Here is a 14,124-nt window from a genome sequence, read left to right as displayed (position 1 = left end):
ATTAACATGAAGAAAGAGGCCGATTGAAGCCCGCTTTTCAGCGCTAGGACCCCTGTCGACGGGGTTTTCTGGCGATTTATACGGCGGCTTAATTCGCTGCAAAAACAAAAAACAGGCGTTACATTAGGTTACAAAACAACGCTGCCGAGGATCGGCACTTTTTTTGCCGACACTTGCAAACGTTTTCAACGGCCAACGGAAACGATCTTAAAGGAACAAGAATGCGAAACATGATCACCATGGGCGAGTTCATCGTCAAAAAGCAGGCGGACTACCCTACCGCGACCGGCGAGCTGACCTCCTTGCTCAGCTCCATTCGTCTGGCTGCCAAGGTGGTGAACCGGGAGATCAACAAGGCGGGGCTGGCGGACATCATCGGCTCCATGGGGGCCGAAAACGTGCAGGGGGAGGTGCAGCAGAAGCTGGATGTCTACGCCAATGAGCGCTTCAAGGCGGCGCTGGAGGCCCGTGGCGAGGTGTGCGGCATGGCGTCCGAGGAGGAAGAGGACTTCGTCTCCTTCGATTCCGAACTCTCCCGTCACTCCAAGTACGTGGTGTTGATAGACCCTCTGGACGGCTCCTCCAACATAGACGTCAACGTCTCAGTCGGGACCATCTTCTCCATCTATCGCCGGGTCAGCAAGCCGGGCGCCGGGGTGACCCTGGAGGACTTCCTGCAACCTGGCAACCGCCAGGTGGCCGCCGGTTACGTGGTCTATGGCTCCTCCACCATGCTGGTCTACACCACGGGCTTCGGGGTCAACGGCTTCACCTATGACCCTTCCATCGGCTGCTTCTGCCTCTCCCACGAGAACATCCGCATCCCGGAGGAGGGCAAGATCTACTCCATCAACGAGGGCAACTACATCAAGTTCCCGGACGGGGTGAAGAAGTACCTGAAATATTGCCAGGAGCGGGACGAGGCGACCCACAGGCCCTACACCTCCCGTTACATCGGCTCCCTGGTGTCGGATTTTCACCGTAACCTGCTCAAGGGCGGCATCTACATCTATCCGTCCGGCACCAACTCCCCGAACGGCAAGCTGCGCCTGCTCTATGAGTGCAACCCCATGGCCTTCCTGGTGGAGCAGGCCGGTGGCAAGGCGTCCGACGGCTTTGGCCGCATCATGGACATCCAGCCCACGGCGCTGCACCAGCGTACCCCCTACTTCGTCGGCTCCACCAGGATGGTGGAGCGGGCCGAGGCCTTTATGCGGGAATTCTCCGCCCACGAGGATCCGGCCAATCAGGGGTGATGCCCGGATGTCGTGCCTGCGATGAGCAGATAAAAAACGGGAGCCAATTTGGCTCCCGTTTTGTTTGGCACTCGCTGCCACTAGAGGCTGTTGTTGGCGAGATCCGTCAGCAGGGCATCCACCAGTTTCAGGCGCATGGCTCTGTCCTGGTTCGGTACCTGGAAGCGCAAACGGGTAGGTCCATCCATTTTATAGATACGTGGCTGCTCAGAGAGCAGTTTTACCAGATAGGTCGGGTTGACGCGGGTCTCCTGGGTGAAGTCCAGATAGCCGCCGCGATCGCTCATCTCCACCCGGCGAATGCCAAGGGCCGTGGCCCGCTGGCGGAAGGCCGCGATCTCCATGAGGGTCTTGGTCGGCTCAGGCAGCAGGCCGAAGCGATCGATAAGCTCCACTTTCAGCTCGCGCAGCTCCTGCTCGTCGGCGGCGCTGGCGATGCGCTTGTACATGGACAGACGCATGTTGACGTCCGGGATGTAGTCGTCCGGCAAGAGGGCGGGCAGGCGCAGCTCTACCTCGGTATGCTGGCTCATCAGCTGCTCGAGCGACGGCTCCTTGCCATGTTTGAGGGCCTCCACCGCCTGCTCCAGCATCTCCATGTAGAGGGTGAAACCGACCGATTCGATCTGGCCGCTCTGATCGTCCCCCAAGAGCTCGCCCGCGCCCCGGATCTCCAGATCGTGGGTGGCGAGCGCAAAGCCGGCCCCGAGATCTTCAAGCGAGGCGATGGCTTCCAGCCGCTTGGCGGCATCCTTGGTCATCAGCTTGGGATGGGGGGTGAGCAGGTAGGCATAGGCCTGATGGTGGGAGCGGCCGACCCGGCCCCGCAGCTGGTGCAACTGGGCCAACCCCAGGTGATCGGCCCTGTCCATGATGATGGTGTTGGCACTCGGCACGTCTATGCCGGTCTCTATGATGGTGGTGCACACCAGCAGGTTGAAGCGCTGGTGGTAGAAGTCCGACATGATGCGCTCAAGATCGCGCTCGCGCATCTGGCCGTGGGCGATGCCGATGCGCGCCTCCGGCACTAATTCGGCAAGATCGGCGGCGCACTTCTCTATGCTCTCGACGTCGTTGTGCAGGTAGTAGACCTGACCACCCCGTTTGAGCTCCCGCAACACAGCCTCGCGCACCACGGCCGGCTCGTGCTGGCGCACGAAGGTCTTGATGGCGAGCCGCTTGGCGGGCGGGGTGGCGATGATGGAGAGATCCCGCATGCCGGACATCGCCATGTTGAGGGTGCGCGGGATCGGGGTGGCTGTGAGAGTGAGGATGTCCACATCGGCCCGCAGCGCCTTGATCTTCTCCTTCTGCCGCACCCCGAATCTGTGCTCCTCGTCGACGATGAGCAGCCCCAAATCCTTGAAGGTGAGGTCGGAGCCGAGCAGCTTGTGGGTGCCTATGATGATGTCCACCTTGCCATCGGCCAGCTCCTTGAGCACGGCCGTTTGCTCCTTGGCTGAGCGGAAGCGGCTCAGCACCTCCACCCGCACCGGCCAGTTGGCGAAGCGATCGCGGAAGTTGTCGTAGTGCTGCTGGGCCAGCAGTGTGGTGGGCACCAGCACGGCCACCTGCTTGCCGCCGTGCACCGCCACGAAGGCGGCGCGCATCGCCACCTCCGTCTTGCCAAAGCCCACGTCGCCGCACACCAGCCGGTCCATGCTCTTGGCCTGGCACATGTCGCCGAGCACCGCATTGATGGCATTGAGCTGATCCTCTGTCTCCTCGAACGGGAAGCTAGCGGCAAACTGGCGGTAGCTCTCCTTGTCGTGCTTGAAGGCAAAGCCGGCCCGCGCCGCGCGTATGGCATAGACATCGAGCAGCTCGGCGGCCACGTCGCGCACCTTCTCCGCCGCCTTGCGCCGCGCCTTGACCCAGGCCTCGCCGCCTAGCTTGTGGCTGGGGGGGTTATCCGAACCCGTGTAACGGCTGATAAGGTGCAGGTTGGTGACCGGCACGAACAGCTTGTCGCCACCTGCGTACTCCAGGGTGAGGAACTCGGTGGGCAGGCCGCCGGCATCCAGGGTCTCGAGCCCGAGATAGCGGCCGACCCCGTGATCCAGATGCACCACGGGCTGGCCCTGGGTCAGCTCGCCGAGGTTGCGGATCACCGCATCCGAGCTCAGGTTCTTGCTCTTCTCCCGCTGCCGCTTGCTTCTGATCTTGCCGCCGAGCAGCTCGGTCTCCGTGATGAGGGCCAGGGCCTCTGCCCCGGCAGGTTCGAGCAGGAAGCCCCGCTCCAGCGGGCTGACCAGCAGGCCATGACGCGCCTTGCTCCCGACGAACTCCTCGAGGGAGGCGAACTCCCTGGGTTGCAGCTTGATCCGCGCCAGCAGATCGCCTAGCCCCTCGCGCCGCCCCTCGGACTCCACCGCGAACAGGGTGCGGCCGGCAAAGCCTTGCAGGAACTGGCTGAGGGCCAGCAGGGGTTGCTCCTTGCTGTGATCGAGCTGCAGGTCGGGCAGGGGGGCAATGGGCAAGTCGTGCTGGCCCGCGCCGCCGTCGGTGGCCGCCTCCTGCAGGCGCACGGCGCCGTACTGGCCGAGGGCGGCGAAGAGCTGCTCAACCGGCAGGTAAATTTGCTGGGGAGGCAGCAGGGGGCGGGTATTGTCCCAGCGCCTGTCTTCATAGCGCTGGCCTATGTCGTTCCAGAAGCGCTGGGCCGCCGGGTAGATCTCCCCCACGGTGAGCAGCAGGGTGTTGTCTGGCAGGTAGTCAAACAGGCTGGCGGTCAGGCTGAAGAAGAGCGGCAGATAGTATTCGATGCCGGCGGGCCAGCGCCCCTTGCTCACCTCCTGATAGACGGATCCCTCCGCCCGCGACAGCTCGAACTGCTCGCGGAACTGACCGCGAAACAGCTCGATGGCGGCCTCGTCGGTGGGAAACTCCCGGGCGGGCAACAGGCTCACCGACTTGACCGGCTCGCTGGAGCGCTGGCTCTCGGGATCGAAGGGGCGGATGGAGTCCACCTCGTCGTCGAAGAAGTCGATGCGATAGGGGCGGCTGCTACCCATGGGGAAGAGATCCAGCAGGGAGCCGCGGGCGGCGAACTCGCCGTGCTCCAGCACCTGCTCCACCGCCACATAGCCCGCCTCCGCCAGCCGTCCTCGCAGCTGTTGCAGGTTGAGGCGCTGGCCGCTGGTCACCATCAGGCTGTATTTGTCGAGATAGGCCTGGGGCGCCGTGCGCAGCATCAGGGTGGAGATGGGCACTATCAGCACGCCGCTGCTCATCTGCGGCAGCGTATAGAGGGTCTCGAGCCGCTGGGAGATGATGTCCTGATGGGGGGAGAAGGTGTCGTAGGGCAGGGTTTCCCAGTCCGGGAACATCAGCACGGGGCAACCCTGATCGGCCAGCAGGAAGCTGAGCTCCTGTTCGAGGCGCAGGGCGCTCGGGGTATCGGCGGTCACCAGCAGGACGGGGCGGTTGGCCTCCCGGGTGAGGCGGGCGGCGACCAGTGCCAGGCTGCTGCCGACCAGCTGGCCCAGGGTTATTTTCTGGCCCGCTTTGGCGGGCAAGGCGGGGAGTTTCATTGGCATCGTTCGATTCTTTTAACGTTGACGTTGGCTGTGATTAGCGCTGACGCTCTTGGGCACGCAGTTTGAGCTGCTTGGATTGCACATGCAGGCTGGCACGCACCAGCAGCTCCCTGTCATCCTCGCGGATCCGCACATAGTCGAGCACCACATGGGTGCCGTGCTCGCCGGGCTCCCGCTGCTTGACTTCGCCATAGCAGTAGACGGCGGAGGCCTCTTCCCGCAGGAAGATCTTGAGTCGTACCAGCTGGTGCAGTTGCGGCGGCTCGCCGTGGCCCTGGCGCGGGTGCAGGTAGGTGAGCTGGCCGGCGCCAAAGCGCAGGGTGTGGAAGCGATGTTCGGGGTGATCCTGCGCCGCCAGCACGAAGCCCATGATCATGTCGATCTTGCGGGACTGCTGATTGATGATCTCCACCAGATCGTGCATGGACTCGTTCTGGTTGCGCAGCAGGCGGCTGCTCACCAGATCGATGGAGGTGATGGCGGAGGCGATGCGAAAGGGCTCGGGCAGCTCGGCATCAAGGGCCTCCAGCGTCGGCAGGTGAAAGTCGGCCGGCATGGGGATCACATTGACCGGCGTGGCATGGGTGACGCTGAAGAACTGTTCCTGCATGGAGGCTATCCCTTGTTGTCATAGACGATTTTTAACGGCGCTGTTGACCTTGCCCGCGGCGGCGTCCCCGGCCTGGCGCGAGCCAGGTCCGGTCATCCCCCGGGGCCCTCCCGTCACGGCGGGACGCGCAACATGGCGGCGGGGGCTGCGCATTGGGCGAAACATGGCGCCATGGGCTGCCTTTAAGGCTCAGGAGAATGGGCCATTGCGCCTGCCCCGGCGTCATCTGCTGCGGCAACGCGGCTTGCGTTGAGGCGTCAACAGACCCTATTATCCGGCATCTTATTTTGTTGGCAACGTAGATATCCTTGAAGACTGGACTTTTTCAGCCACTCTCGCTGGCCATAGGCCTGCGTTATGCAGGCTCGCGACGCAGTAACCGCTTCGTCTCCTTTATCTCCCTGTTTTCCACCTTTGGCATCGCCATCGGGGTTGCGGCCCTGATGGTGGTCATTTCGGTGATGAACGGTTTCGAAGGGCAGCTCAAGGGGCGCATTCTCGGGGTGATCCCCCACGTGGTGGTGACCAATCCGGCGGGGCGTATCGATGCCCATCCGCCAGGCCTGCCCGATCTCGACACGCTGCCCCACGTGGTGGCCACGGCCCCCATGCTCGACAGCGAAGGCATGTTGCAAAGCCCGGGCCAGCTCACCGGCGTGAGCGTGCAGGGGATAGACCCGGCCCGCTGGCCCAAGGATGACATCCTCCATGCCCAGATGCTGGGGGGGCGGCTGGACAGCCTGCAACGCGGCCAATACCACATAGTGCTGGGGCAGGGGGTGGCCAACCGCCTCAAGGTCTCCATTGGCGACGAGGTGCGTCTCATCCTGACCGAAGGGACCCGCTTCACCCCCTTTGGCCGGGTGCCGGCCCAGCGGCTCTTCACCGTCTCCGGCATCTTCGGGGTCGGTGCCGACGTGGACAGCCAGGTGGCGCTGATTGCCCTTGGTGACGCCCAGCGCCTGCTGCGCCTGCCCGAGGAGACGGTGGGCGGCATCCGCCTCTGGCTCGACGATCCCTTCGCCGCCGACCAGGTGGTGAAAACCGCGCTGCCGGACGGGATGGAGTGGCAGGATTGGCGCCGGGAGCGAGGTGAACTCTTCCAGGCCGTGGCCATGGAGAAACGCATGATGGGGCTGATGCTGGTGCTGATCATCGCGGTCGCCACCTTCAATATCCTCTCCGCCCTGGTGATGGTGGTCACCGACAAGGAAGGCGAGGTCGCCATACTGCGTACCATGGGCATGAGCGAGTCGGGGATAGTCAAGATTTTCATGGTGTTGGGGGCGTCGAGCGGCGTCATCGGTGCCCTGTTTGGCGGTCTGGCGGGGCTGGCCCTGTCGTTCGGACTCAACCCCCTGCTCGATGCGGCGGGGCTCAACCTCTATATGGCGGCGGGGGGCAGCGGTCTGCCGGTCATCGTCGAACCCGCCCAGGTCATGACTATCTTGCTGGGTGCCGTGCTGCTGAGCTTCAGTGCCACCCTCTATCCGGCGGCCCGTGCGGCCCGGGTCAAACCGGCCGAGGCATTACGTTATGAATAGCGCCGTGAATCCATCATCTTCTGTTGTTACCTCCGGTGCGAGTGCCGGCGTTGTGACCGGTGCCAATGTTGTCACCGGTATAAGTGGAGCCCCTGTTATGAATGAACCCCAGTCCTGCGAGCCTCTGCTGCGCTGCCAGGCCCTCAACCATGTCTATAAAGAGGGCAATCTGGAGACCCAGGTGCTCAAGGGGATAGATCTCTGCGTCGCCCCTGGCGAGATGCTGGCGGTGGTGGGGAGCTCGGGCTCGGGCAAGACCACCCTGCTGCACCTGATGGGGGCGCTGGACAACCCCTCGAGCGGTGCCGTGCTGTTCAAGGGGCAGGACATCCACCACTGGGACAGCAAGACCCAGGCCCGTTTTCGCAATCAGGAGCTGGGCTTCGTCTATCAGTTCCACCACCTGCTGGCCGAGTTCACCGCGCTGGAGAACACCGCCATGCCGCTGCTGATCGCCGGCGAGTCGGTGGCGAGCGCCACCGACAAGGCGACCCGCATGCTGGGACGGGTGGGGCTCTCCCATCGCCTCAATCACAGGCCTTCCGAGCTCTCCGGTGGCGAGCGCCAGCGGGTGGCCATCGCCCGTGCCCTGGTCAACGAGCCGAGCCTGGTGCTGGCGGACGAGCCCACCGGCAACCTGGATCACGCCAGCGCCACTGCGGTGTACGAGCTGCTCTGCGAGCTCAACCGGGAGCTGGGTACGGCCTTCGTGGTGGTCACCCATGACTTGAGCCTCGCCGCCAAGCTGCACCGCCGGGTGACCCTGGTGAGCGGCATCATGGCGGAGGTCGCCTGATGTTCAAGCCGCTGCCCCTCTTTCTGGGCCTGCGTTACAGCCGCTCCCGCCGTCGCAACGGCTTCATCGCCTTTATTTCCGCCTCTTCCCTGATTGGCATAGCCCTCGGGGTGATGGCCCTCATTCTTGGCCTCTCCGCCATGAACGGCTTCGAGCGGGAACTTAAAAACAGGGTGCTCTCGGTGGTGCCCCACGGGGAACTCATCGGCATGGAGGCGCCGCTGCCCGACTGGCCGAGGCTTAGGGACTACCTGCTGGCCCAGCCCGGGATCGAGGCCGCGGCCCCTGTCATCCGCCTCGATGGCCTGCTGGAGCACGGCTCCGCCATCAAGGGGGTGCAGGTGCGCGCCGTGCTGCCCGAGCTCGAGGCGAACCTGTCGGATGCGGGCAACTACATGACGGGGCTGGGGTTTCGTGAACTGCAGGCGGGCGAGCACGGGGTGATCCTCGGCAAGACCATAGCCGACAAGCTGGGGGTCAAGATAGGTGACCCCGTGACCCTGCTGCTGCCCCAAGGGGGAGACGAGACGGGGATCAAGAATCCCCGGCGGGAGACACTGACCGTGGTGGGGCTGCTGGAAATAGGCGGCCAGCTCGACGGCGTGCTCGGGTTCATGCACCTGGCCGATGCCCAGTCCATCACCGGCATGGGCAGCGCTGTGGAGGGCTTCAGCCTCAAGGTGAACGACGTGCTCAAGGCCCAGTCCATCACTGTGGCGGCCGCCCGCAAATTCCCACACTACGTCTATATCAGCAGCTGGATGAGTCGCCAGGGGTACCTCTATCAGGACATCCAGATGGTGCGCACCGTCATGTACGTGGTGATGCTGATGGTGGTGGCGGTGGCCTGCTTCAACATCGTCTCCACCCTGGTGATGGCGGTGAACGAGAAGCGCAGCGAGATCGCCATCCTCAAGACCATGGGGGCTAGCCCGGGCCAGATCCGGCTCACCTTCGTCATCCAGGGGATGGTGAACGGGGTGGCAGGCGCCCTGCTCGGTGCCCTGCTGGGGGGCCTGCTTTCGAGCAAGCTGACCCAGATCCTGGGCTTTATCGAGAAGCTCATCGGCCATCGCTTCTTGAACCCGGACATCTATTTCATCGACTTCCTACCGACCGAGCTGCACATGCAGGATCTGGTGATTGTGACCAGTGCCGCCATCCTGATGAGCCTGCTGGCCACCCTCTATCCCGCCTGGCGGGCCAGCGGTCTGGTGCCCTCCCGGGAGCTGGGCCACTGATCCTAGGGCCAGGTTTGCCAAACCTGGCAATATGCTGAAAAAGAGGGGCCCGCCGGTGCACACCGGCGGGCCCTTCTGTCTTCTGGTCGTTCGGACTGGCTCAGTGGGCGTTGAGCTCATCGAGCGGCAACGAGAAGCTCGCCACGAACACATCGATAAAGTAGCGCATGGCCGGGTTCATCCTGGCCTCCAGCATCTGCTCGAGGCGCTTGCGCGCGGGCTCGAACTCCCGGTTGCCGACGCTCAGTTCCTCCAGACACTTGGTATAGGCGCAGAGGGTGTCGGCATCCTTCACCAACCGGGCGAGGGCGTCGTCCTGGGCACCGGAGTCGAGCAGGGGGCGAAAGTCTTCCATCAGCTCGGGGGGCAGCATCCCCAGCAGACGCTGTTCGGCGGCGAGCTCAATCTTCTTGTACTCGCGGGCTATCTCGGGGTTGAAATATTTGACGGGGGTCGGCAAGTCGCCCGTCAGCACCTCGCTGCTGTCGTGGTAGAGGGCCATGACGGCGGCGTGGTTGGCATCCACCTTGCCATCAAACAGCCGGTTGCTGATGACACCGAGGGCGTGGGCCACCATGGCCACCTGCAGGCTGTGCTCGGCGATGTTCTCCGGCTGTATGTTGCGCATCAGGGGCCAGCGGTAGATGAGCCGCATGCGGGCGAGGTTGGCGAAGAAGTGGCTGGGCAGCATGGGGGACCTCGAATTGGGGCAATGGAAAAGGGCAGACCCTAGTCTGCCCTTTTTTGACATCCCAGGCATAGCCTGGCGATGCATTCTTGTTTAGCGAATATAGCGACCGGATTCGGCCTCGTGGTTGGTGACTATCATCTGGCCTATGGGGGCCAGGGCAATCAGGGCCAGCTTGAGGTGCTGGATGCCGAACGGGATGCCGATGATGGTCACAAAGCAGGCCAGGGCCGAGGCGATGTGGCCTATGGCCAGCCAGACTCCGATCACCAGGAACCAGAGGATGTTGCCAATCATCCCGAGGGCACCTGTGCCTATGTCGCTCTGCCCCGTCATTGTCTTGCGGTTGACCGCCTGCTTGCCGAACGGGAAGAAGGTAAAGGTGCCGATGACGAAACAGGCTCGCCCCCAGGGGATCCCTATCAGGGAGACGAAGCAGAGCAGCCCGGCCAGCCACCAGGCCAGCCCCATAAAGACGCCCCCCAGTACAAACCAGAGCAGATTGAACAAGAAGCGGAAAAAGGACATGTGGGTCTCTCCAGACTCATAAATTGGCAGTCACCATAGCGAGCGGCGCCGAGGGACGCAATGGCTGATGCGAGAAGGCGGACAATTTGGGTCGCAGACCCCCTGAGCGCACCGCTCCCGGCGACGCCGGGAGATGAAAAAAGCATAGGGTGGCGTGCAAAAAGGTGAGCAAGTGCAAATTATTGCGAACCTGATGCTTGAACTCGGCTCAAGGCTTCCCCATATAGGAGGCAGTCTTGCGCAAATTGTGCTGTCTGTGCCCCGGATGGGGGATGTGCGGCTCGACGCGACCAATGTGCGCCGCTATAATGTCGCGTCATATTTTCTCATCACAAAGACAGTCGTTGTCTTTATAAACAGGAAGACTCCGGGCTTTGCCCAGGGGTAATAAAGGGTCAGCACACAGTGCTGAGTTGAACGAGGTAAAAGAATGCAAGTTTCTGTAGAGACAACCCAAGGTCTGGAACGCCGTCTTACCATCACTGTACCGGCTGCTACCGTTGACGCTGCCGTGCGTAAAGAATTGAATGGCCTGGCCAAGACTCGTCGCATCGACGGTTTCCGTCCTGGCAAGGCTCCTGTTGCCATCATCAAGAAGATGTTCGGCGCCATGGCCCATGCCCGCGTTGCCGATGAAATGATGCAGAACAACTTCATCAAGGCCATCATCGAGAGCAAACTGAGCCCGGCCGGTGCACCGACCATGGATCCGAAAGAGATCAAGGAAGGCCAGGATTTCGAATTCACCGCCACTTTCGAAGTGTACCCTGAGTTTGAAGTTGCCGGTCTCGAGAGCATCAAGGTTGAGAAGCCGGTTGCCTCCGTCAAGGATGCCGACCTGGCCAACATGATCGACACCCTGCGCAAGCAGCACGCCACCTGGTCTGACGTCGATGCCGCTGCCGCCAATGGCATGCGTGTCACCCTGGACTTCGTCGGTTCCATCGACGGTGAAGAGTTCGACGGTGGCAAGGCTGAAGGTTTCACTCTGGAACTGGGCGCCGGCCGCATGATCCCTGGCTTCGAAGACGCCATCCTGGGCAAGAAAGCGGGCGACGAGTTCACCATCGAGGTGACTTTCCCGGCTGACTACCACGCCGAAGCCCTGAAGGGCAAAGCGGCCAAGTTCGCCTCCAAGCTGAACAAGGTTGAAGAGCAGGTACTGCCTGAGCTGACCGAAGAGTTCGTCAAGCGTTTTGGCATCGAGAGCGGCAGCGTTGAAGAGCTGAAAGCCGAAGTGCGCAAGAACATGGAGCGCGAACTGGCTCAAGCCCTGAAAAACAGCGTGAAAGAGCAAGTGCTGAACGGCCTGGTTGAAGCCAACCAGATCGATCTGCCGAAGGCTGCCGTTGCCCAGGAAATCGACACCCTGCGTCAGCAAGCCCTGCAGCGTTTCGGTGGCTTCCAGGGCGGCAACGCTCCCGAGCTGCCGGCCGAGCTGTTCCAGGCGCAAGCCGAGCGTCGTGTACGCGTCGGTCTGCTGCTGGGTGACGTCATCCGCACCAACGAGATCAAGGCTGACGACGCCCGTGTGACCAGCATCATCGAGTCCATGGCCACCGCCTACGAAGATCCGAAGGAAGTGATCGAGTACTACCAGAAGAACGAGCAGATGCTGAACGGCGTTCGTAACCTGGCCATCGAAGATCAAGCCATCGACCTGATCCTGTCCAAGGCGCAAGTGACCGAGAAAGAAGTTGCCTTCGACGAAGTGATCAACAAGTCCGGTGCCGCTGCCTAAGAACATTTGACTTAAGGTCAAAACTGTTAAGTATAATGGCTCGTGTGATCTCCACTCGGGCCATTTTATTTTAGGGACAATGCCTTATGTACAAGAACTATAACGATGTGACTGAATCCCCACGCAATGCGCTCATCCCTATGGTGGTCGAGCAGACGGCGAAAGGGGAGCGTTCCTATGACATCTATTCCCGTCTGCTCAAAGAGCGGGTGATCTTCCTGACCGGTCAGGTTGAAGATCACATGGCGAATCTGGTGGTGGCTCAGCTGCTGTTCCTGGAGTCCGAGAACCCGGATCAGGACATCAGCATCTACATCAACTCGCCGGGTGGTGCCGTCACTGCGGGTATGTCCATCTATGACACCATGCAGTTCATCAAGCCGGACGTCAGCACCGTCTGCATGGGGCAGGCCTGCTCCATGGGTGCCTTCCTGCTGGCCGGCGGTGCCAAGGGCAAGCGTTTCTGCCTGCCTAACGCTCGCGTGATGATCCACCAGCCGCTGGGCGGCTTCCAGGGCCAGGCATCTGACATCCAGATCCATGCCCAGGAGATCCTGAAAATCAAGAATACCCTGAACGATCGTCTGGCTTTCCATACCGGACAGGACATGGCCACCATCGAACGCGACACCGACCGTGACAACTTCATGTCGGCCGAGCAGGCCGTGGCCTATGGTCTGGTTGACGGCATCCTGAGCCAGCGCGGCTGAGCAGGGTATCCCGTCCTGTTGTAAACTCAACAGGACGATCCATCCTCTATTGATAAAACGAGGTCGCTGAATGACAGAGAAACGCAAGGGTGAGGGCGACAAGCTGCTTTATTGCTCTTTCTGCGGCAAAAGCCAGCATGAAGTGCGTAAGCTGATCGCTGGCCCTTCCGTCTACGTATGTGATGAGTGTGTCGAGCTGTGCAACGACATCATCCGCGAGGAGATCCGCGAGATCTCTCCCAAGCGCGATGGTAGCGAGCTACCGACCCCTCATGAAATCCGCGCCCATCTGGACGACTACGTGATCGGGCAGGAGTACGCCAAGAAGGTGCTAGCAGTTGCCGTCTACAACCACTACAAGCGTCTGCGCAGCGGCAGCGAGTCCGGTGGTGTGGAGCTTGGCAAGTCCAACATCCTGCTGATTGGCCCGACCGGCAGCGGCAAGACCCTGCTGGCCGAGACGCTCGCCCGTCTGCTGGATGTGCCCTTCACCATGGCCGATGCCACCACCCTGACCGAAGCCGGTTATGTGGGCGAGGACGTGGAGAACATCATCCAGAAGTTGCTGCAAAAGTGCGACTACGACGTGGAGAAGGCCCAGCGCGGCATCGTCTACATCGACGAGATCGACAAGATCTCCCGCAAGTCGGACAACCCCTCCATCACCCGCGATGTCTCCGGGGAAGGGGTGCAGCAGGCACTGCTGAAGCTGATCGAGGGCACCATCGCCTCAGTGCCGCCGCAAGGGGGCCGCAAGCATCCGCAGCAGGAGTTCCTGCAGGTCGATACCTCCAAGATCCTCTTCATCTGTGGTGGTGCCTTCGCCGGCCTGGACAAGGTGATCGAGCAGCGTTCCGTCAAGGGGACCGGCATAGGCTTTGGCGCTGACGTCAAATCCAAGAATGCCAAGGCGACCCTGAGCGAGAACTTTGCCAAGGTGGAGCCGGAAGATCTGATCAAATACGGTCTGATCCCCGAGTTCATCGGTCGTCTGCCGGTAGTGGCAACGCTCACCGAGCTGGACGAGGCTGCCCTCATCCAGATCCTGAAAGAGCCGAAGAACGCGCTGACCAAGCAGTACGCCGCGTTGTTCGCCCTGGAAGAGGTGGAGCTGGAGTTCCGTGACGACGCCCTGAACGCCATCGCGCGCAAGGCGATGGAGCGCAAGACAGGTGCCCGTGGCCTGAGATCCATAGTCGAAGCCGTGTTGCTCGACACCATGTACGACCTGCCCTCCCTGGAAGGGGTCAGCAAGGTGGTGATCGACGAGACGGTGATCAAGGGGGACTCCGCGCCCCTGATGATCTACGACAATCCCGAGACACAGGCCGCAGCGTCAGAGTAACTGACTGATTTTTAATCACATAAAGGGGCATTTTGCCCCTTTCATGCTTTTTACGGCCAAGGCGATTGAATCTCATCTTTGCGCCCCCATATACTCAGCCAAGCGCTTTGCCAACGGTATAACAAG

11 protein-coding genes are annotated in these 14,124 nt (G+C 61.8%); 7 read left to right on the top strand and 4 right to left on the bottom strand.

The window, feature by feature from the left end:
- Window positions 1-221: 221 nt before the first annotated feature.
- On the top strand, window positions 222-1,256 hold the full coding sequence (fbp, locus tag G4923_RS09910) for a class 1 fructose-bisphosphatase (protein ID WP_025326809.1): 1,035 nt from the start codon (window positions 222-224) through the stop codon (window positions 1,254-1,256).
- 80 nt (window positions 1,257-1,336) lie between these two features.
- Here the strand turns inward: fbp and mfd are convergent, their stop codons facing one another.
- Window positions 1,337-4,789, bottom strand: a complete 3,453-nt coding sequence (mfd, locus tag G4923_RS09905; RefSeq protein WP_163137056.1) for a transcription-repair coupling factor — start codon at window positions 4,787-4,789, stop codon at window positions 1,337-1,339.
- Between the two features lie 40 nt (window positions 4,790-4,829).
- Window positions 4,830-5,405 (bottom strand): PilZ domain-containing protein, encoded by a 576-nt coding sequence (locus G4923_RS09900; RefSeq protein ID WP_106886938.1) that lies wholly within the window; start codon window positions 5,403-5,405, stop codon window positions 4,830-4,832.
- Window positions 5,406-5,713: 308 nt separating this feature from the next.
- On the opposite strand from G4923_RS09900, the gene G4923_RS09895 reads away from it, so the two are divergent.
- The 3 genes from G4923_RS09895 to lolE all read left to right on the top strand — a co-directional run bounded on the left by G4923_RS09895 (window position 5,714) and on the right by lolE (window position 8,986).
- Complete coding sequence (locus G4923_RS09895; RefSeq protein WP_163136892.1) at window positions 5,714-6,949, top strand: lipoprotein-releasing ABC transporter permease subunit; 1,236 nt, start codon at window positions 5,714-5,716, stop codon at window positions 6,947-6,949.
- A 97-nt stretch (window positions 6,950-7,046) separates the two neighbouring features.
- Window positions 7,047-7,745 carry a lipoprotein-releasing ABC transporter ATP-binding protein LolD gene (gene lolD / locus G4923_RS09890; protein WP_042650389.1) on the top strand — a complete coding sequence of 233 codons (699 nt, stop codon included), beginning with the start codon at window positions 7,047-7,049 and terminating at the stop codon, window positions 7,743-7,745.
- Window positions 7,745-8,986 (top strand): lipoprotein-releasing ABC transporter permease subunit LolE, encoded by a 1,242-nt coding sequence (lolE, locus tag G4923_RS09885; RefSeq protein ID WP_163136890.1) that lies wholly within the window; start codon window positions 7,745-7,747, stop codon window positions 8,984-8,986. Before lolD ends, lolE begins: the two co-directional genes overlap by 1 nt.
- A gap of 100 nt (window positions 8,987-9,086) precedes the next feature.
- Here the strand turns inward: lolE and yfbR are convergent, their stop codons facing one another.
- Window positions 9,087-9,677, bottom strand: coding sequence for a 5'-deoxynucleotidase (gene yfbR / locus G4923_RS09880; protein ID WP_106886934.1), 591 nt, complete (start codon window positions 9,675-9,677; stop codon window positions 9,087-9,089).
- A gap of 90 nt (window positions 9,678-9,767) precedes the next feature.
- A complete protein-coding gene (locus G4923_RS09875; RefSeq protein ID WP_106886933.1) occupies window positions 9,768-10,202 on the bottom strand; it encodes a YccF domain-containing protein in 435 nt (144 codons plus the stop codon).
- Between the two features lie 430 nt (window positions 10,203-10,632).
- Here G4923_RS09875 and tig point away from each other — a divergent pair, with 430 nt between their 5' ends.
- From tig to clpX, 3 genes are all read left to right on the top strand, one after another.
- On the top strand, window positions 10,633-11,943 hold the full coding sequence (gene tig, locus G4923_RS09870) for a trigger factor (protein ID WP_106886931.1): 1,311 nt from the start codon (window positions 10,633-10,635) through the stop codon (window positions 11,941-11,943).
- A gap of 86 nt (window positions 11,944-12,029) precedes the next feature.
- Window positions 12,030-12,653: an ATP-dependent Clp endopeptidase proteolytic subunit ClpP gene (gene clpP, locus G4923_RS09865; protein ID WP_005324106.1), complete on the top strand. Its 624-nt coding sequence runs from the start codon at window positions 12,030-12,032 to the stop codon at window positions 12,651-12,653.
- Between the two features lie 70 nt (window positions 12,654-12,723).
- Window positions 12,724-13,998 carry an ATP-dependent protease ATP-binding subunit ClpX gene (gene clpX / locus G4923_RS09860; RefSeq protein ID WP_005324108.1) on the top strand — a complete coding sequence of 425 codons (1,275 nt, stop codon included), beginning with the start codon at window positions 12,724-12,726 and terminating at the stop codon, window positions 13,996-13,998.
- Window positions 13,999-14,124 lie beyond the last annotated feature (126 nt).

Origin of the sequence: Aeromonas rivipollensis (assembly GCF_010974825.1) — a bacterium.
GTDB lineage: Bacteria > Pseudomonadota > Gammaproteobacteria > Enterobacterales > Aeromonadaceae > Aeromonas > Aeromonas rivipollensis.
The sequence above is the reverse complement of the archived record's forward strand: the minus strand, read 5'-3'. Positions and strand labels throughout refer to the sequence as shown.

Bases quoted from the DNA above. Each gene is read 5' to 3' on its own strand.
- clpX (WP_005324108.1), top strand. From the start codon at position 12,724: ATGACAGAGAAACGCAAGGGTGAGGGCGACAAGCTGCTTTATTGCTCT.
- mfd (WP_163137056.1), bottom strand. From the start codon at position 4,789: ATGAAACTCCCCGCCTTGCCCGCCAAAGCGGGCCAGAAAATAACCCTG.
- fbp (WP_025326809.1), top strand. From the start codon at position 222: ATGCGAAACATGATCACCATGGGCGAGTTCATCGTCAAAAAGCAGGCG.
- yfbR (WP_106886934.1), bottom strand. From the start codon at position 9,677: ATGCTGCCCAGCCACTTCTTCGCCAACCTCGCCCGCATGCGGCTCATC.
- lolD (WP_042650389.1), top strand. From the start codon at position 7,047: ATGAATGAACCCCAGTCCTGCGAGCCTCTGCTGCGCTGCCAGGCCCTC.
- lolE (WP_163136890.1), top strand. From the start codon at position 7,745: ATGTTCAAGCCGCTGCCCCTCTTTCTGGGCCTGCGTTACAGCCGCTCC.
- G4923_RS09900 (WP_106886938.1), bottom strand. From the start codon at position 5,405: ATGCAGGAACAGTTCTTCAGCGTCACCCATGCCACGCCGGTCAATGTG.
- clpP (WP_005324106.1), top strand. From the start codon at position 12,030: ATGTACAAGAACTATAACGATGTGACTGAATCCCCACGCAATGCGCTC.
- G4923_RS09875 (WP_106886933.1), bottom strand. From the start codon at position 10,202: ATGTCCTTTTTCCGCTTCTTGTTCAATCTGCTCTGGTTTGTACTGGGG.
- tig (WP_106886931.1), top strand. From the start codon at position 10,633: ATGCAAGTTTCTGTAGAGACAACCCAAGGTCTGGAACGCCGTCTTACC.